Origin of the sequence: Actinoplanes sp. M2I2, from assembly GCF_023544445.1 — a bacterium.
In the GTDB taxonomy this organism is placed as follows: Bacteria; Actinomycetota; Actinomycetes; order Mycobacteriales; family Micromonosporaceae; genus Actinoplanes.
This window is the reverse complement of record NZ_JALPVJ010000010.1, coordinates 215,109-231,546: the sequence shown is the minus strand read 5'-3', so window position 1 is coordinate 231,546 and position 16,438 is coordinate 215,109. Positions and strand designations below refer to the sequence as shown.

The following is a 16,438-nucleotide window of genomic DNA, read 5'->3' as shown; positions in this document are numbered from 1 at the left end:
AATGCCGCTGTGCAACTTGCACCGAGAGGGTGAAGTTCGCGCACAGTGCCGCACCACGCCGGACCCGCTGATCCGTGCGCTCTCGCGGAAGGTAGGATAGTGCGGTTGCCACGGCGAGGGTGCCCCGCGGTCTGCTGAGGTTCGCAGCCATTCGGGGGCACCGTGATCGACGCGGTGCTCCGGGCCTGTGCCCCGCGCGCCCCCTTGCCCGGCAGCGCCGACGACGGCCTTCAGCACCGACGGCGGCCGCCAGCCCGAAAACTGCCGACTGCACCACTGCAAAGGCAAGCAGCACGCCGACTACGTCGCAGCCCGATCCAAGAGTTTCAGGAGTTTCCCCGTGTCCGAGGTAAAGATCAGCGCCGAGCCCCGCACCGAGTTCGGCAAGGGTGGTGCCCGCCGCACGCGCCGGGCCGGTTTGGTGCCCGCCGTGCTTTACGGCCACGGCGAGAAGCCGGTGCACATCGCGCTGCCTTCTCGTGAGTTCGCGGCCGCCATCCGGCACGGTGGCCTCAACACCGTGTTCACGATCGACATCGTCGGCGCCTCCGGCGCCACGCTGGCCCTGCCCAAGGCCATCCAGCGCGACCCGATCAAGGACACCTACGAGCACGTCGACCTGATCATCGTCAAGCGTGGCGAGAAGGTCCAGGTCGATGTCCCGGTGACGCTGGTCGGCGAGGCCGCCCGCAACACCCTGATCGTCAACGAGTCCAACACCCTGGCCGTGGTGGCCGAGGCGATGCACCTGCCGTCCGGTTTCGAGGTGTCGATCGAGGGCCTCGAGGCGGGCGCCCAGGTGACCGCGGCCGACGTGCAGCTGCCGTCCGGCACCGAGCTGGCCGTCGAGCCCGACTTCGTGCTCGCGATCGTGTCGCAGGCGCAGACCGCCGAGCAGCTCGAGGGTGACACCGAGGGCGGCGAGGCCACCGAGGGTGAGACCGGCGAGGCCACGCCCGCCGAGTAGTGCCCGCCGAGTCGGCGTACGAGCAGTGAACCCGGGGAAAGTGCCGTCAGGTACTTTCCCCGGTGTGCGTTGGGCCTCGAGTCCGGTCTCTTGGCTGGGCGGGGCGATCGGGGCGGGCGGGGCGGTCGGATGGTGGAGGCGTAGTGAGCGACGAGTCGCCGTGGCTGGTGGTCGGTCTCGGTAATCCCGGCAAGGAGTTCGCCGGTAACCGGCACAACGTGGGTTTTCTGGTGGCCGATCTGCTGGCGTCCCGGGTGGGCGCGAAGTTCGGCCGGTCGAAGCGGGCGCACGCCGAGGTCGGTGAGGGCCGGCTGGGCTTCGGCGGCCCGAAGCTGGTGCTGGTGAAGCCGCTGACCTACATGAACCTGTCGGGCGCTCCGGTGGTCTCCATGGCCCAGTTTTTCAAAGTCCCTGTGGCGAACGTGATTGCCGTGCACGATGAGCTTGATGTGCCTTTCGGGCAGGTACGAGCCAAGCGTGGCGGTGGTGAGGGTGGCCACAACGGACTGCGGTCCATGTCGAAGTCGTTGGCGAGCAAGGAGTACGCGCGGGTGCGATTCGGGATCGGCCGCCCGCCGGGCCGGCAGGATCCGGCCGACTACGTGCTCTCCGATTTCGGCTCGGCCGAGCGCAAGGAGCTGGACTTCCTGGTCGACCGGGCGGCCGATGTGGTCGAGGCCATCGTGCTCGAGGGCGTGGAGTGGGCGCAGAACAAATACCACGGCGGTTGATGCGGCGGGGTCGAAACGTTTAGATCGTTTGGGCGGTTTTGTCCGCCTGTCGATCCCGTGACGCTCGCGCCGGTCCGACCGTTGGTCAGACGTATGCACCGATTCGGTGCGCTTTGACCGGCGGATGGGGGAGGTTCGGGGTGCAGCAGGACCTGTCCGCGCAGGAGGCGGTGCTGACCCAGCCCACCGTGCTCCTGCCGGCGATCCGTCCGGTGCGTCCGCCGGCGCAGCCGCCGGAGGGCTACGGGTGGGTCAACCACCCGCCGGCCAACACGGGGCCACGCCGGGCGAAGATCCCCGCCCCGGTCGTGCCGCTGAGCCCGCCGCCGTCGGGCGCGGCCACGCATCCGCACGGAGCGACCATGTACCGGGCTTCGGTAGGGGCGGCCCGCCCGGCTCCGAGCCGGCCGGCCTCGCCCAACCGGATCGATCCCGGAGTCGCCCGACCCGACGTCAAGCCCGACAACGCGCCCCCGCTGACCACGCGCGGGGAGCCGGACCGGGCCCGCAACAGCGCGGTCGACCGGCACTGGTCGGAGCGTCCCAACCGGTCCGCGGCCACCCGTCCGGCGGCCCGCCCGTTCCTGCGGTTCCGCGGGCGGCACGCCGCCATGTCGAGGCGGCAGCGCTGGGAGCGCCGTTACGTGCGCTCGCTGGTGTTGTGCGACCTGCTGGCCGGCATGGCGGCCGGCGCGGCGACCTTCGGGCTGCGGTTCGGCGACGAGGTGACCACCTACAACCGCGCCTACGTCGTCCTGTCCGCGCTGCTGCCGGTGCTGTTGCTGGCCGTGCTGGCGGTTTCGCGGGCCTACGAGCGGCGCTACCTGTTCGTCGGCACGGACGAGTACCAGCGGGTGTTCCGCGGTGGGGTCGGCCTGATCGCCGGGGTGGCCCTGGTGTCGTACGCGCTCGATCTGGATCTGGCCCGCAGTTATGTGCTGGCCGCGCTGCCGACGGCGATCGGCTCGGCTGTCGTGCTGCGGTTCGCCCTGCGCCGGCGGCTGCACCGCTCGCGCGCCCGCGGCGAGAGCCTGCGCCGGGTCATCCTGGTCGGGCACGAGTTGTCGGTCATCGGCATGTCCCGCCAGCTGCGGCGGGAGCGCTATCACGGGCTCGAGGTGGTGGGCGTCTGCCTGCCGCCGGGGCACGACGGCGTCGGCGTCGGCGGGTCGCCGGGGCTGACCGTCTACGGCACGTTCGACGACGTCGCGGGGGCGGTCGAGCAGGCCGACGCGGACACGGTCGTGGTGCTGAGCTGCCCCGAGCTAGACGGCGCGGCGCTGCGACGGCTGGCCTGGCGGCTGGAACGCGACGAGGTCGACCTGGTGGTCGCGAGCGCCCTGGTCGACGTCGCCGGCGCCCGGACGACGATCCGGCCGTTCGACGGGCTGCCGATGCTCCACGTCGAGCACCCTCGGCTGCACGGCGGATCGCGCCTGGTCAAAGAGGTGTTCGACCGGCTCGGGGCGCTTGCCCTATTGATGATCTTCGGTCCCCTGCTGCTGACTGTCGCACTCTGTGTGCGGTGCACATCACGCGGGCCGGTACTCTTTCGACAGGTGCGGGTGGGTCGTGACGGCCGGTTGTTCCGCATCTTCAAGTTCCGCAGCATGTATGTGGATGCCGAGGCCCGGCTGGCCGAGCTGCGGCATCTCAACGAGCACGACGGCGTGCTCTTCAAGATGCGTGACGATCCGCGGGTGACCCCGGTCGGGCGTCATCTGCGCCGTTTCTCGCTGGATGAGCTGCCGCAGTTGCTGAACGTGGCGCTGGGACAGATGTCGCTGGTCGGCCCGCGGCCGCCGCTGCCGTCCGAGGTGGCGGCGTACGCCGACGACGTGCGGCGCCGGCTCGCCGTCAAGCCGGGCATGACGGGCCTGTGGCAGGTCTCCGGACGTTCGGACCTGCCGTGGGAGGAAGCGGTCCGGCTGGACCTGCGCTATGTGGAGAACTGGACACTCAGCTTGGATCTGGTGATCCTGTTGCGCACGATGACCGCAGTGGTGCGGTCGTCCGGAGCGTATTGACGGAGCCTCCAGACCGCCGAGGGCGGCGGGTGGAGCGGGTCGGATGGGGAGTGGCGAGAGTATGGGCGAGCGGACAGAGACGTCGGCGCGCGTCACCCAGCAGCGGGAGAGCGGCGACGGCGGCATGCCGCCGGTGAACGACGCGGCCTTCGCCCGCTGGCTGGCCGACCGGGCCGGGCAGACGCTGCTGCAGGTCCGCGAGGACATGGGCTTCGCCGACGGCAAGGCGCTCAAGGCGGCCGGCGACAAGGCCGCGCACCACCTCATGCGGGCCGAGCTGGCCCGCTGGCGCCCGGCCGACGCGGTCCTCTCCGAGGAGGACGACCACGCCCGCGACGCCTGGCGCGAGGGCGAGCATCACACCGTGCGGCCCGAGCGGCTCGGCGCCTCCCGGGTCTGGATCATCGACCCGCTCGACGGCACCCGCGAGTTCTCCGAGCAGGGCCGCACCGACTGGGCCGTGCACGTGGCCCTGTGGACGGCCGACTGCTCGAGTCCGGCCTGCCTGTCCGCGGGCGCGGTGGCCATGCCGGCCCAGCACCGCACGATCGCCACCGACCACGCGCCGGCGTACCCGCCGATGCCGCTCGACGCGACCGCGCGACCCATCCGCATCGCCGCCAGCCGCACCCGGCCGCCCGCCTTCGTCACCGCGCTGGCCTCGGACATCGGGGCCGAGCTGGTGCCGATGGGCTCGGCCGGGGTGAAGATCGCCGCGGTGATCAGCGGTGAGGCCGACGCCTACGTGCACGCCGGTGGCCAGTACGAGTGGGACTCGGCCGCACCGGTCGCTGTGGCATTGGCCACCGGGCTGCACGCTAGCCGAATCGACGGATCTGCGTTGAAATACAACGAGGCCGACCCTAAGTTGCCGGACCTGGTGGTGTGCCGTAAGGATCTCGCTCCTCGGTTGCTTGCAGCGTTGCAGCGTCACCTTCCGTCAGAATGACGGTTCCCCCATAGCAACACAGCCGCAATCCCCCCGATAAAGAGGTCTGGAGTCCATCGATGAGCCAGGCGAAGCCGTACCGGGTCTCGCATCTGGACGCCCTCGAAGCCGAGAGCATCTTCGTGATGCGTGAGGTCATGGCCGAGTTCGAGCGTCCCGTCCTGCTGTTCTCCGGCGGCAAGGACTCGATCGTCATGCTCCGGCTGGCCGAGAAGGCCTTCGCTCCGGCGCGCATCCCGTTCCCGGTGATGCACGTCGACACCGGGCACAACTTCCCCGAGGTCCTGGAGTACCGCGACACCCGGGTCGCCACGCTGGGGCTCAACCTGGTGGTCGCCAGCGTGCAGGAGGCGATCGACAGCGGTCACGTGCGGGAGCTGCCCGACGGCACCCGCAACCGCATCCAGACGCCGGTGCTGCTGGCCGCGGTCGAGAAGTACCGCTTCGACGCCCTCTTCGGCGGCGCCCGTCGCGACGAGGAGAAGGCCCGCGCCAAGGAGCGCATGTTCAGCTTCCGCGACGAGTTCGGCCAGTGGGACCCCAAGAACCAGCGGCCCGAGCTGTGGTCGCTCTACAACGGCCGGCACCACCCGGGCGAGTCGATCCGGGTGTTCCCGCTGTCCAACTGGACCGAGCTGGACGTCTGGCACTACATCGCCAAGGAGCAGATCCCGCTGCCCAGCATCTACTACGCGCACGACCGTGAGGTCGTCGAGCGCGGCGGGATGTTCTACGCGGTCAACGAGTTCATCCGGCTCAAGGACGGCGAGACCTCCGAGGTGCGCCGGGTGCGTTACCGCACGGTGGGCGACGCCTCGCAGACCGCCGCCGTGCTCTCCGAGGCCGACACGGTCGACAAGGTGATCGACGAGGTCGCCGCCACCCGGATCACCGAGCGGGGCGCGACCCGCGGCGACGACAAGGTCAGCGAGGCCGCGATGGAAGACCGCAAGCGAGAGGGTTACTTCTGATGAGCCAGGCCGTCCTGGAGAACGAGACGGCGCCCGCCGCTCGGATGGACCTGCTGCGGTTCGCCACCGCCGGCAGCGTCGACGACGGCAAGTCGACCCTCATCGGCCGGCTGCTGTACGACACCAAAACGATCTTCGCCGACCAGCTCGAGGCCGTCGAGGCGGCCAGCGCGTCCCGCGGCGACGAGTACACCAACCTGGCGCTGCTCACCGACGGTCTGCGGGCCGAGCGCGAGCAGGGCATCACGATCGACGTGGCCTACCGCTACTTCGCCACGCCGCGGCGCAAGTTCATCATCGCCGACACCCCGGGCCACATCCAGTACACCCGGAACATGGTCACCGGCGCCTCCACCGCCGACCTGGCGCTGATCCTGGTCGACGCGCGCAAGGGCCTGGTCGAGCAGTCGCGCCGGCACGCGTTCCTCACGTCGCTGCTGCGGGTGCCGCACCTGGTGCTCTGCATCAACAAGATGGACCTGGTCGACTGGGACAAGGCGGTCTACGACCGGATCGCCGACGAGTTCACGTCGTTCGCGGCCAAGCTCGAGATCGGCGACCTGACGATCATCCCGGTGTCGGCGCTCAACGGCGACAACATCGCCTCCCGCTCCGAGAACAGCCCGTGGTACGACGGCCCGTCGCTGCTGCACCACCTGGAGCACGTGCACATCGCCAGCGACCGCAACCTGGTCGACGTGCGGTTCCCGGTGCAGTACGTGATCCGTCCCCAGTCGACGACCGTGACCGACTACCGCGGCTACGCGGGCCAGGTCGCCTCGGGCGTGCTCAAGCCGGGCGACGAGGTCCTGGTGCTGCCGTCCGGTCTGACCAGCACGATCGCGTCCATCGACACGGCCGACGGCCCGGTCGGCGAGGCGTTCCCGCCCATGTCGGTCACGGTGCGGCTCAACGACGAGATCGACATCTCGCGCGGTGACCTGATCTGCCGGCCGCACAACGCCCCGGCGGTCGCCCAGGACATCGAGGCGATGGTCTGCTGGATGGACGAGACCGCTCCGCTGCGCGTGGGCGGCAAGTACGCCATCAAGCACACCACCCGGACGGCCCGCACGGTGGTCCGCGGCCTGCAGTACCGGCTGGACGTCAACACGCTGCACCGCGACGAGCAGGCGGGCGAGCTGCAGCTCAACGAGATCGGCCGGGTGCGGCTGCGCACCACCGTGCCGCTGCTCGCCGACGAGTACCGGCGCAACCGCACCACCGGCGGTTTCATCCTGATCGACGAGAGCACCAACCGCACGGTCGGTGCCGGCATGATCATCGAAGCCCAGTAACCGTTCGTCAGGCTGACCGGACGGCAGTCACGGAGTTCGTGGCTGCCGCCGGCCCGGCTCGATCGGCGGTTGCAGCGTCGCCCACACCACCTTGCCGGTGCGGGTCGGCAGGCTGCCCCACGTCACCGCCTGCTCGCTGACCATCCGCAGGCCCAGACCCCGCTCGTCGAGCGGCCGGCCTCGGAGTACCCGGCTCGGCTTGAGCAGCCGGGGCAGTTCGTGGACGCCGTCGGCCACGCTGAGGTGGATGCCCTTGCCGCGCAGGCTGACCACGACCGTCATCTCCGTCCCGGCGTGCTCGATCGCGTTGTTGACCAGTTCCGACATGACCGATCGGCAGGGGTGCAGCAGCGGGAGCCGGTTCCAGGCCAGGCACGCGTCACCGACCAGGTTGCGGGCAAGGCTCGCCGAGTCGGGCTCGGGCCGGAGAGTGAGCGAGAGGCGCTCGCTCAGCGGCAGGCGGCTGGCGATGGCCACCTGGGCCTGCCGCACCTTGGCATAGATCGGCAGGAACCGGCGGGCGCCGAGGCGCTGCATCCGGTCGGCCAGCGGGAGCGCGGGCGGGATGACGAGCGCCAGCTGCACGGACGGCGCCATCGCCGCGGCCGTCTGCTGCGCCGTCACCCAGGTGGGTGCGCTGGCCGCGCGCGGGTCGTCGAGCCCGGTGAGATCCACGATGAGGGCCTCGGGGTGCTCGGCCAGGCATTTGCGCAGCCGCTCGCTGGTGAGCTGCCACAAGGCCTTGTCCCAGTGGCCCTGGACGGTCAGGAGGACGACGGACGCATCGACATCACATTCGACATGCACTGCGCGCTCCTCTGGTTAGTCGAGCTGCGCTTACGGGCATCTCGCCACGGTAGACGCGAAAAGGGCTCGGCGAGGTGCCCCTTAGCTCCCCCGGGTGATCGGACGTAAGTACTGCAACGTTGTATAGTCCACTTTCGTGCCACCAGGGCTCAAGGATGTCGCCGCGCGGGCCGGTGTGTCGATCAAGACGGTCTCCAACGTCGTCAATGGTTACGTGCACGTGGCCCCGACGACCCGCGCCCGTGTGCAGGCCGCGATCGAGGCGCTCGGCTACGTGCCCAACATGGCCGCCCGGCAGCTGCGCAGCGGGCGTTCCGGGGTGATCGCGCTGGCCGTGCCCGAGCTTCAATCGCCCTATTTCGCCGAGATCGCCGGGCTGATCGTGCAGGCCGCCGAGCGTCGGTCCTGGACGGTGCTGATCGACCAGACCGACGGGCTGGCCGAGCGCGAGCGCGACCTGGTCGAGGGGCTGCGGCGGCACGCGATCGACGGGCTGATCTTCAGTCCGCTGGCGCTGGCCGGCGAGGAGCTCGCCCTGCGCGACGGCACCCCGATGGTGCTGCTGGGCGAGCGGGTCTGGCACGGGCCGGCCGACCACGTCGCGATCGACAACACCGCGGCCGCCGCCGACGCCACCCGCCATCTGACCGCCCTGGGCCGCCGCCGGATCGCCGCGATCGGCGTGCAGGACAAGCCGTCGGCGGTGACCGCGCATCAGCGTCTGGCCGGCTACCGCACCGCGCTGGCCGAGGCCGGGCTGACTCCCGACCCGGCTCTGGAGATGCCCGCCGAGGGCTTCCATCGGGCCGACGGGGCGGCCGCCATGGCCCGCCTCCTCGACGAGGGCGCGCCGCCGGACGCGGTGTTCTGCTTCAACGACCTGCTGGCGCTGGGGGCGCTGCGGACGTTGCTGTCCCGCGGCGTCTCGGTGCCGGGCGACATCGCGGTGATCGGGTTCGACGACATCGAGGACGGGCGGTTCTCCACGCCGACGCTGAGCACGGTCGCGCCGGACGCGCCGCGCATAGCGCAGCTCGCCGTCGACCTGCTCGCCGAGCGTCTCGGGGACGGTTCGGCGGCCACCGGCTCGCCCCGCGAGCTCCGGGTGGATCACCGTTTGCTGCCCCGCGAGAGCACCGGAGCCTGAACTCGTTTCCAGAACGTTTCGGGATCTTTACCGCCGTCTCTTTACAACGATGAATGCAACGTTGTAAAAACGTGGGATGGCAGTGGCGCAGCTCACCCTTGATCCGGCATTCACGATCGCCCCCGTCGACCGGCGGCTCTTCGGCTCCTTCGTCGAGCACATGGGGCGGTGTGTCTACACGGGCATCTTCGAACCTGGTCATCCCTCCGCCGACGCCGACGGCCTGCGGACCGACGTGCTCGATCTGGTCCGCGAGCTGGGCGTCACCACGATCCGCTACCCGGGCGGCAACTTCGTCTCCGGCTACCGCTGGGAGGACGGGGTCGGCCCGCGGGAGAACCGTCCGCGCCGGCTCGACCTGGCCTGGCGCGCCCTCGAGAGCAACGCCTTCGGGCTCAACGAGTTCATGCGCTGGTCCTCGCTGGCCGGCGTCGAGCCGATGATGGCCGTCAACCTGGGCACCCGGGGTGTCGAGGCCGCGGCCGAGCTGGTCGAGTACTGCAACCTGGCCGGTGGCACGGCCGCCGCCGACCTGCGCCGCGAGCACGGCGTCGCGCGGCCCCACGACGTACGGCTGTGGTGTCTCGGCAACGAGATGGACGGGCCGTGGCAGATCGGCAACCTCACCGCCGACGAGTACGGCCGCCTGGCCGCCCGGGCCGGGCACGCCATGCGCCGGGTCGACCCGAGCATCGAGCTGGTCGCCTGCGGCAGCTCCAACTCGGACATGCCGACCTTCGCGGCGTGGGAGTCCACGGTTCTCGAACACGCCTACGACCAGGTCGACTACATCTCGCTGCACACCTATTACGACCCCGAGAAGCACGACGACGCCAGTTTCCGGGCGTCCGCGGTCGACCTCGACGGCTTCATCGACAACGTGGTCGCCACCGCCGACCACGTGCGGGCCAAGCTGCGCCGGCAGAAGCGGATCAAGCTCTCGCTGGACGAGTGGAACGTCTGGTACCAGTCGCGGTTCACCGAGCCCGAGGACCGCGGCATCGAGGAACTGCCGCACCTGATCGAGGACGACTACGACGGCACCGACGCGGTGGTGGTCGGCAACCTGCTGATCAGCATGCTGCGGCACGCCGACCGGGTCACCGTCGGCTGTCAGGCGCAGCTGGTCAACGTGATCGCGCCGATCCGCACCCGGCCCGGCGGCGACGCCTGGCGACAGACGATCTTCCACCCGTTCGCGCACACCGCCCGGCTGGCCCGGGGCACCGTGCTGCGTCCCGCTGTCACGTCGCCGGACATGGCCACCGGGCGCTTCGGCGAGGTACCGGCCCTCGACGCCGTGGCGACCCACGACGAGGAGTCCGGCGCCCTCACCGTCTTCCTGGTCAACCGGGGCACCGAGCCGGTGCCGCTCGCCGTCGACCTGCGCGCCTTCCCGCAGCACCGCCTGCGCCAGCACCTCACGATCAGCGCCGACAAGCCCGAGCTCAGCGAGGTCGCCCCCCGGGACGACACCGAAATCCTCCTTCCGCCCGTCTCCTGGCACGCGCTGTGCCTTACTCCCGAGGAGTCCAAATGAATACGAACCCTTTGAATCGAACCGGATTGAACCGCCGCGGCCTGCTGGGCCTCGGCGTCGGCGCCGGTGGAGCCGTGCTCCTCAGCGCGTGCGGCGACGGCGGCCCCAGTGACAAGGTCACCGGAGGCGGGCAGAACGCCGCGCCCGCCGCGACCTCCTACACCGGGCCCAACGTGGCGCTGGCCTTCTGGAACGGCTTCACCGGCGGTGACGGCCCGTTCATGAAGAAGCTGGTCGACCAGTTCAACAGCGAGCACCCCAACATCAAGGTGTCGATGAACACCTACCAGTGGGCCGACTACTACCAGAAGACGCCGGCCGCCGTGGCCACCGGCAACGGCCCGGACGTCGGGGTCATGCACGTCGACCACGTGGCCACCAACGCCGCCCGCGGTGTGGTCCTGCCGCTCGAGGACCTGGCCAAGGCGCTGAACTTCAAGGCCGAGGACTTCTCGCCGCCGGTCTGGAACGCGGGCGTCTACAACAACACCCGCTACTCCATCCCGCTCGACGTGCACCCGCTCGGCTTCTTCTACAACAAGGCCGTGATGGAAAAGGGCGGTCTCGACCCGGAGAAGCCGCCGACCAACAACGACGAGTACCAGGCGGCCCTGGAGTCGATGAAGTCCAAGGGCATCCAGGGCGACTGGGTGACGCCGTTCGAGTTCACCGGCAGCATGCAGTTCCAGTCGCTGCTCTGGCAGTTCGGCGGCAACCTGTTCGACGAGGGCGGCACCAAGGCGCTCTTCGGTGAGCAGCCCGGCGTCCAGGCCCTCACCTGGATGACCGACCACGTCAAGAACGGCTACAGCCCCAAGAACGTGGCCCAGGACGCCGACCTGGTGGCCCTGCGCAACGGCAAGAACGCGTTCAACTGGAACGGCATCTGGACGATCAACACGCTCAAGGAGGACAAGGACCTCCAGTGGGGTGTGGCGCCGCTGCCGCAGATCGGCACGCAGAAGGCGGCCTGGGCCGGCTCGCACCAGTTCGTCCAGTTCAAGCAGAAGGCCAAGGACGACAACAAGCTCACCGCGGGCAAGGTCTTCATCAACTGGATCAGCCAGCACTCGATCGAGTGGGCCCGCGGCGGCCAGGTGCCGGCCCGCGCCGAGATCCGCAACGGCGCCGAGTTCAAGGCGCTGCCCGAGCAGTCGGCCATCGGCACGCAGATCGACAACCTGCACTTCCTGCCGCCCAAGCCCGGCATCGCCGACGTGATGGCCACCGTGGTCACCTCGATCAACGAGGCTGTCCTGGGACGCAAGGAGCCGGCCAAGGCGCTCGCCGACGGCGCCGCCAAGGCCAACCAGCTCCTGGAGCAGAACGCCAAGAAGTATGGCAGCTGAGACCGCAGTCACCCGTACGCCGCCGGCGCTGGTCGAGACCGGCGGCGGCGGCCGGGTGCGGCGTACCGGCAGGCTCACGCCGTACCTGTTCCTGCTGCCGTACTTCGCCGTCTTCGCCACCTTCGTGCTGGCGCCGGCGGTGTACGGCCTGTGGATCAGCCTGCACGACTGGGACTACCTGCTGCCCGGCAAGCCGTTCGTGGGGCTGGACAACTACCAGGCGCTGTTCGACTCGAACTCGGCGGTCTACAGCTTCTGGTGGGAAAGCCTGTCGGCCACCGGCATCTTCACGGTCCTCAGCGTGCCGCTCCTGCTGATCATCCCGCTGCTGCTCGCCCTGTTGCTCAACCGCAGCTTCCGGGGGCGCACCTTCTTCCGGGCGGTCTACTTCGCGCCGTACGTGCTCGGGGTGGCCGTGATCGGCGTGCTCTGGCGCTTCGTGCTCGACCCGAACCTGGGCGTGGTCAACTCCGTGCTCGGCGCGATCGGGCTGCCGGGGGACACGCCGTGGACCACGGCGCTGCCCTGGGGCTGGGTCACGCTGGTCGGGGTGACGGTCTGGTGGACGCTCGGCTTCAACGCGGTGATCTACCTGGCCGGGCTGCAGGACATCCCGCGTGAGCTCTACGAGGCGGCCCGGATCGACGGCGGCGGCAAGTGGGCCGAGTTCCGGCATGTGACGTTGCCGGGTCTGCGCCCGGTGCTGCTGTTCGTCACGGTCAACACGATCCTGGTGTCGGCCAACATGTTCGGGCAGTCCTACCTGATCACGCAGGGGGCGCCGGGCACCGAGACCCGTACGGCGATCATGTACATCGCCCAGGTCGGCCTGAGCGACTACAAGATGGGCAGCGCCGCGGCGATGAGCTACCTGCTCACCGCGTGCCTGCTGGTGATCAGCGTGATCGTGTTCCGCCTGTTCCGGGAGAAGGACGCATGAGACGCGTACGGCCCATCGCCTGGTACACCGTCCTGATCGGACTGAGCCTGGTCTTCATCGCGCCGCTGGTGTGGATGTTGCTGACCGCGTTCAAGACCCCCGGCGAGGCGACCCGGGTGCCGCCCACGGTGCTGCCGCAGGAGCCCACCACGGGCGCCTTCGACACGCTGCTGGGCAACTCGCAGACGCCGGTGCTGCGGTGGTTCCTCAACAGCGTGCTGGCCGCCACCGGTCAGGCCGTGCTGGTGCTGGCGGTCGCGTCGATGGCCGCCTACGCCCTGGCCCGGCTCGACTTCCGAGGCAAGCGGCTGATCTTCGGCATGATCATCGCGACGCTCTTCATCCCGAGCTTCGTGCTGATCATCCCGAACTTCCTCATCGTCGACCGGTTCGGCATGCTCGACACCCTGTGGGCGCTGATCATCCCGGGCGCGGCCGGCGCGTTCGGGGTGTTCTTCCTCCGGCAGTTCTTCCTCAGCCTGCCCCGCGAGCTGGAGGAGGCGGCCGTGCTCGAGGGGGCCAACGCCTGGCAGATCTTCACCAAGGTCGTGCTGCCGCTGTCCAAGCCGGCCCTGGCCACGCTGGCGGTGATCAGCTTCCTGACCAACTGGAACGACTTCATCTGGCCGATCTACGTGCTCTTCAGCCCTGAGCAGTTCACGCTGCCGCCCGGCCTGGCGATCCTGCAGGGCGCCTACACGATCAACTACCCGGTGATCATGGCGGGCGCGCTCGTCGCCAGCATTCCGGTGCTGCTGCTGTTCATGGTGGCGCAGCGCTACGTGATCGAGGGTGTCTCCCGTTCCGGCCTGAAAGGATGATCATGCGACGCCTGACGGCCGCGCTAGCCGCGGCGATCACTCTGCTCGGTCTCACCGCGTCGGCCGCGCAGGCCGCTCCGGGCGGCCCGAGCAACCCCGTCTCGGCGAGCTTCGCCGACACCTTCGCCGACCCGGTGATCGTCCGCGGCGACGACGGTTTCTACTACGGCTACGGCACCAGCGACCCGTTGCGCGAGGGCGAGAAGGTCGCGCACCGCATCCCGATGGCTCGCTCGACCGACCTCAAGAACTGGACGTACGTCGGTGACGCGTTCGGTGACCTGCCGCCGTTCGCGGCGGCCAACGCCTCGCTGTGGGCGCCCGACGTCCGCAAGATCGGCAACCGCTGGGTGCTCTACGCGACCGTCACCGAGACGACCACCGCGCCCGGCGCCTCGGCGATCGGCGTGGCCACCGCGCCCAAGCCGACCGGACCGTGGACCTGGGCCGCCGAACCGGCGGTGCCACCGCGCGCGGCGCCCGGGGGCGGCTGGTTCTGGACGTTCGACCCGGCCCAGCTGAGCACCCCGGACGGCAAGAAGTACCTGTACTACGGCAGCTACTTCGGCGGCATCTGGGTCAGTGAGCTCACCGCCGACGGCCTGCGCATCACCGGCACGGCGACCCGGGTCGCCGTCGACAACAAGTTCGAGGGCGCGTACGTCGTCCGGCGCGCGGGCTACTACTACCTGTTCGCCTCGTCGGCCAACTGCTGCGCCGGCCCGACCACGGGCTACTCGGTGTCGGTCGGGCGTTCGCGCAGCCCGCTCGGGCCGTTCACCGACCGCGACGGGCTGCCGCTCGACGCCTCCCGCGCCGGCGGCACGCCGGTGATCGCGCCCAACGGCAACCGCTGGGTCGGTACCGGCCACAACGGACTGATCACCGACAAGCGGGGCCAGGACTGGTTCGTCTACCACGCGATCGACCGCAACGACCCCTACCTCGACGAGCCGTTCGGCATCAACGAGCGGCCGATGCTGATCGACCGGCTCGACTGGGCCGGCGGCTGGCCGACGGTCAACCGCGGCGCCTGGGCCTCCGACGGGCGGGACGCGCGGCCGGCCCGCACGCCGGCGCCCGGCCGGCTGCTGTTCGCCGACGAGTTCCGCGACGAGAAGGCGGGCTGGAGCTGGGTACGCGAGGACCCGGCGGCCACCGTGAGCGGGGGAGCGCTGAACTGGCCGGTGCAGGGAGCCGACCTGACCAGCACGTCGAACAGCGCGGGCGTGCTGCTGCGGACGCCGCCGGCGGGGTCGTGGATCGCCGAGACCAAGCTGACGCTGCCGCTGGGCGAGGACGTCGTGCGCAACTACCAGCAGGCGGGTCTCATCGCGTACGCCGGCGACGACCTGTTCGCCCGGCTCAGCGCGGTCGCGATCTGGAACACCCGGCAGGTCGAGTTCGGCAAGGAGATGCCGTACGCGGACGCCCTGTCCTACGGCGGCACGATCGCCGGCACGCCGGGCCTGACGACGACGTGGCTCCGGCTCGCGCACCGGGTCGACCCGGTCAACGGCGAGCACGAGTACCGCGCCGGGGTCAGCCGGGACGGCAAGCGCTGGACGTGGGGCGGGGTCTGGACCCTGCCGGCCGACAGCACCCCGCGGGTCGGCCTCGTGGCCCACGGCGGCGCCGAGCCGGCGGTCACGGCCTCGTTCGACTACCTGCGGTTCTACAAGTGGTGAGACGAGTACTGCTGGCCGCGGCCCTGGTCGCGGCCGGCTGCTCGTCCCCGTCGCCCGCCCCGAAGGAGGAACCGGCCGAGGTGACTTTCACGAACCCGGTGTTCAGCGACAACTTCCCCGACCCGGGCGCCCTGCTGGTCGGGTCGACCTGGTACGCGTACGGGACCAACGGGCCGGCCGGCAACGTGCCGGTGCTGACCTCGCCGGATCTGGTCAAGTGGACCCCGGCGGGCGATGTGCTGCCCCGGGTCGGCAAGTGGGCCGAGAGCGGCAACACCTGGGCGCCCGAGGTCAGCGCCGGTCCGGGCGGGACCTACCTGCTCTACTACACGGCCCGCTCGACCGCGACGAACCGGCAGTGCGTCGGCGTCGCGGTCGCCGACAAGCCGGAGGGGCCGTTCGTCGACGACGCCGACGAGCCGCTGATCTGCCAGGCCGACGAGGGCGGGTCGATCGACGCCAGCCCGTTCACCGACGAGTCGGGCGAGCGGTGGCTCTACTGGAAGAACGACGGCAACGCGATCGGGCAGCCGACCTATCTGTACGGGGCCCGGCTGAGCGCCGACGGACGCAAGCTCGAAGGGGAGTCGAAGCGGCTGCTGCGCAACGACGCCGAGTGGGAGGCGCACGTCATCGAGGCGCCGCAGATGGTGCGCCACGAGGGCAAGCTTTATCTGTTCTACTCGGCCAACGCATTCGACCAGGAGGCGTACGCCCTGGGCTATGCCACCTGCGAGGGGCCGCTCGGCCCGTGCGTCAAGGCCGAGGAGAACCCGATCCTCAAGACCTCACCGGCCGCCGCCGGGCCGGGACACGGCTTCCTGGTCACCACGCCGGCCGGCGAGTCGTGGCTGCTCTATCACGCCTGGCCGCCCAGCGCGATCGGCAGCGTCGAACCCGGCCGGCAGCTCTGGCTCGACCGGGTCGACTGGACCGGCGGCCGGCCCGTGGTGAAGGGCCCGACCGTCGAGGCGCAGCAGGAGCCGCGTTAGGACTTGTCGCGGGTGGTGGCCTCGTCGATGCCGTCGCTGATGGCTTCGGTGAGGTCACCGGCCGGCACCGCGACGCTCTCGCCGAAACTCTCCCCGGTGCCGCGCTCGGGCTCGGGCGCGGTGCCGTCACCGGCGAAACCGAACTCGTTGGGCTCGTCGTGTTCCTGCTCGCGGCCCTCGTTCTGTGAAGTGGTCATGCCCACCGGTTACC

15 protein-coding genes are annotated in these 16,438 nt (G+C 70.2%); 13 read left to right on the top strand and 2 right to left on the bottom strand.

Translation table 11 applies throughout. The annotated features are described in order from the left end of the window. The first annotated feature begins 340 nt into the window (after window positions 1-340). The 6 genes from HJC40_RS22210 (at window position 341) to HJC40_RS22185 (ending at window position 6,943) form a co-directional block, all read left to right on the top strand. Window positions 341-967, top strand: coding sequence for a 50S ribosomal protein L25/general stress protein Ctc (locus tag HJC40_RS22210; protein ID WP_250003242.1), 627 nt, complete (start codon window positions 341-343; stop codon window positions 965-967). A 143-nt stretch (window positions 968-1,110) separates the two neighbouring features. After that, a complete protein-coding gene (pth, locus tag HJC40_RS22205) occupies window positions 1,111-1,698 on the top strand; it encodes an aminoacyl-tRNA hydrolase (protein WP_250003240.1) in 588 nt (195 codons plus the stop codon). A 140-nt stretch (window positions 1,699-1,838) separates the two neighbouring features. Then, on the top strand, window positions 1,839-3,725 hold the full coding sequence (locus tag HJC40_RS22200) for an exopolysaccharide biosynthesis polyprenyl glycosylphosphotransferase (RefSeq protein ID WP_250003239.1): 1,887 nt from the start codon (window positions 1,839-1,841) through the stop codon (window positions 3,723-3,725). A 61-nt stretch (window positions 3,726-3,786) separates the two neighbouring features. Then, window positions 3,787-4,674 carry a 3'(2'),5'-bisphosphate nucleotidase CysQ gene (locus tag HJC40_RS22195; RefSeq protein WP_250003238.1) on the top strand — a complete coding sequence of 296 codons (888 nt, stop codon included), beginning with the start codon at window positions 3,787-3,789 and terminating at the stop codon, window positions 4,672-4,674. Between the two features lie 59 nt (window positions 4,675-4,733). Then, window positions 4,734-5,645: a sulfate adenylyltransferase subunit CysD gene (gene cysD / locus HJC40_RS22190; protein WP_250003237.1), complete on the top strand. Its 912-nt coding sequence runs from the start codon at window positions 4,734-4,736 to the stop codon at window positions 5,643-5,645. Further along, window positions 5,645-6,943: a sulfate adenylyltransferase subunit 1 gene (locus HJC40_RS22185; protein WP_250003236.1), complete on the top strand. Its 1,299-nt coding sequence runs from the start codon at window positions 5,645-5,647 to the stop codon at window positions 6,941-6,943. The genes cysD and HJC40_RS22185 overlap by 1 nt, the downstream gene beginning before the upstream one ends. A 27-nt stretch (window positions 6,944-6,970) precedes the next feature. Here HJC40_RS22185 and HJC40_RS22180 read toward each other — a convergent pair whose 3' ends face one another. After that, a complete protein-coding gene (locus tag HJC40_RS22180; protein WP_250003235.1) occupies window positions 6,971-7,750 on the bottom strand; it encodes an ATP-binding protein in 780 nt (259 codons plus the stop codon). Between the two features lie 136 nt (window positions 7,751-7,886). Between HJC40_RS22180 and HJC40_RS22175 the strand changes: the two genes are divergently transcribed. The 7 genes from HJC40_RS22175 (at window position 7,887) to HJC40_RS22145 (ending at window position 16,227) form a co-directional block, all read left to right on the top strand. Beyond that, window positions 7,887-8,897, top strand: coding sequence for a LacI family DNA-binding transcriptional regulator (locus tag HJC40_RS22175; RefSeq protein ID WP_250003234.1), 1,011 nt, complete (start codon window positions 7,887-7,889; stop codon window positions 8,895-8,897). A 76-nt stretch (window positions 8,898-8,973) separates the two neighbouring features. Continuing rightward, window positions 8,974-10,437, top strand: coding sequence for an alpha-N-arabinofuranosidase (locus tag HJC40_RS22170; RefSeq protein WP_250003232.1), 1,464 nt, complete (start codon window positions 8,974-8,976; stop codon window positions 10,435-10,437). Next, window positions 10,434-11,786, top strand: a complete 1,353-nt coding sequence (locus HJC40_RS22165; RefSeq protein WP_250003231.1) for an ABC transporter substrate-binding protein — start codon at window positions 10,434-10,436, stop codon at window positions 11,784-11,786. The genes HJC40_RS22170 and HJC40_RS22165 overlap by 4 nt, the downstream gene beginning before the upstream one ends. Beyond that, window positions 11,776-12,726: a carbohydrate ABC transporter permease gene (locus HJC40_RS22160; RefSeq protein WP_250003229.1), complete on the top strand. Its 951-nt coding sequence runs from the start codon at window positions 11,776-11,778 to the stop codon at window positions 12,724-12,726. Before HJC40_RS22165 ends, HJC40_RS22160 begins: the two co-directional genes overlap by 11 nt. Further along, window positions 12,723-13,547 (top strand): carbohydrate ABC transporter permease, encoded by an 825-nt coding sequence (locus HJC40_RS22155; RefSeq protein WP_250003227.1) that lies wholly within the window; start codon window positions 12,723-12,725, stop codon window positions 13,545-13,547. Before HJC40_RS22160 ends, HJC40_RS22155 begins: the two co-directional genes overlap by 4 nt. A 2-nt stretch (window positions 13,548-13,549) precedes the next feature. Next, window positions 13,550-15,235 carry a family 43 glycosylhydrolase gene (locus tag HJC40_RS22150; RefSeq protein ID WP_250003226.1) on the top strand — a complete coding sequence of 562 codons (1,686 nt, stop codon included), beginning with the start codon at window positions 13,550-13,552 and terminating at the stop codon, window positions 15,233-15,235. Beyond that, window positions 15,229-16,227, top strand: coding sequence for a glycoside hydrolase family 43 protein (locus tag HJC40_RS22145; RefSeq protein ID WP_250003224.1), 999 nt, complete (start codon window positions 15,229-15,231; stop codon window positions 16,225-16,227). The genes HJC40_RS22150 and HJC40_RS22145 overlap by 7 nt, the downstream gene beginning before the upstream one ends. Here HJC40_RS22145 and HJC40_RS22140 read toward each other — a convergent pair. Then, window positions 16,224-16,424: a hypothetical protein gene (locus HJC40_RS22140; RefSeq protein WP_250003223.1), complete on the bottom strand. Its 201-nt coding sequence runs from the start codon at window positions 16,422-16,424 to the stop codon at window positions 16,224-16,226. The genes HJC40_RS22145 and HJC40_RS22140 overlap by 4 nt on opposite strands. Window positions 16,425-16,438 lie beyond the last annotated feature (14 nt).

Excerpts from the sequence above, each read along its gene's own strand:
- cysD (WP_250003237.1), top strand. The coding sequence starts at position 4,734 with ATGAGCCAGGCGAAGCCGTACCGGGTCTCGCATCTGGACGCCCTCGAA.
- HJC40_RS22155 (WP_250003227.1), top strand. The coding sequence starts at position 12,723 with ATGAGACGCGTACGGCCCATCGCCTGGTACACCGTCCTGATCGGACTG.
- HJC40_RS22170 (WP_250003232.1), top strand. The coding sequence starts at position 8,974 with ATGGCAGTGGCGCAGCTCACCCTTGATCCGGCATTCACGATCGCCCCC.
- HJC40_RS22185 (WP_250003236.1), top strand. The coding sequence starts at position 5,645 with ATGAGCCAGGCCGTCCTGGAGAACGAGACGGCGCCCGCCGCTCGGATG.
- HJC40_RS22150 (WP_250003226.1), top strand. The coding sequence starts at position 13,550 with ATGCGACGCCTGACGGCCGCGCTAGCCGCGGCGATCACTCTGCTCGGT.
- HJC40_RS22195 (WP_250003238.1), top strand. The coding sequence starts at position 3,787 with ATGGGCGAGCGGACAGAGACGTCGGCGCGCGTCACCCAGCAGCGGGAG.
- HJC40_RS22160 (WP_250003229.1), top strand. The coding sequence starts at position 11,776 with ATGGCAGCTGAGACCGCAGTCACCCGTACGCCGCCGGCGCTGGTCGAG.
- HJC40_RS22140 (WP_250003223.1), bottom strand. The coding sequence starts at position 16,424 with ATGACCACTTCACAGAACGAGGGCCGCGAGCAGGAACACGACGAGCCC.
- HJC40_RS22165 (WP_250003231.1), top strand. The coding sequence starts at position 10,434 with ATGAATACGAACCCTTTGAATCGAACCGGATTGAACCGCCGCGGCCTG.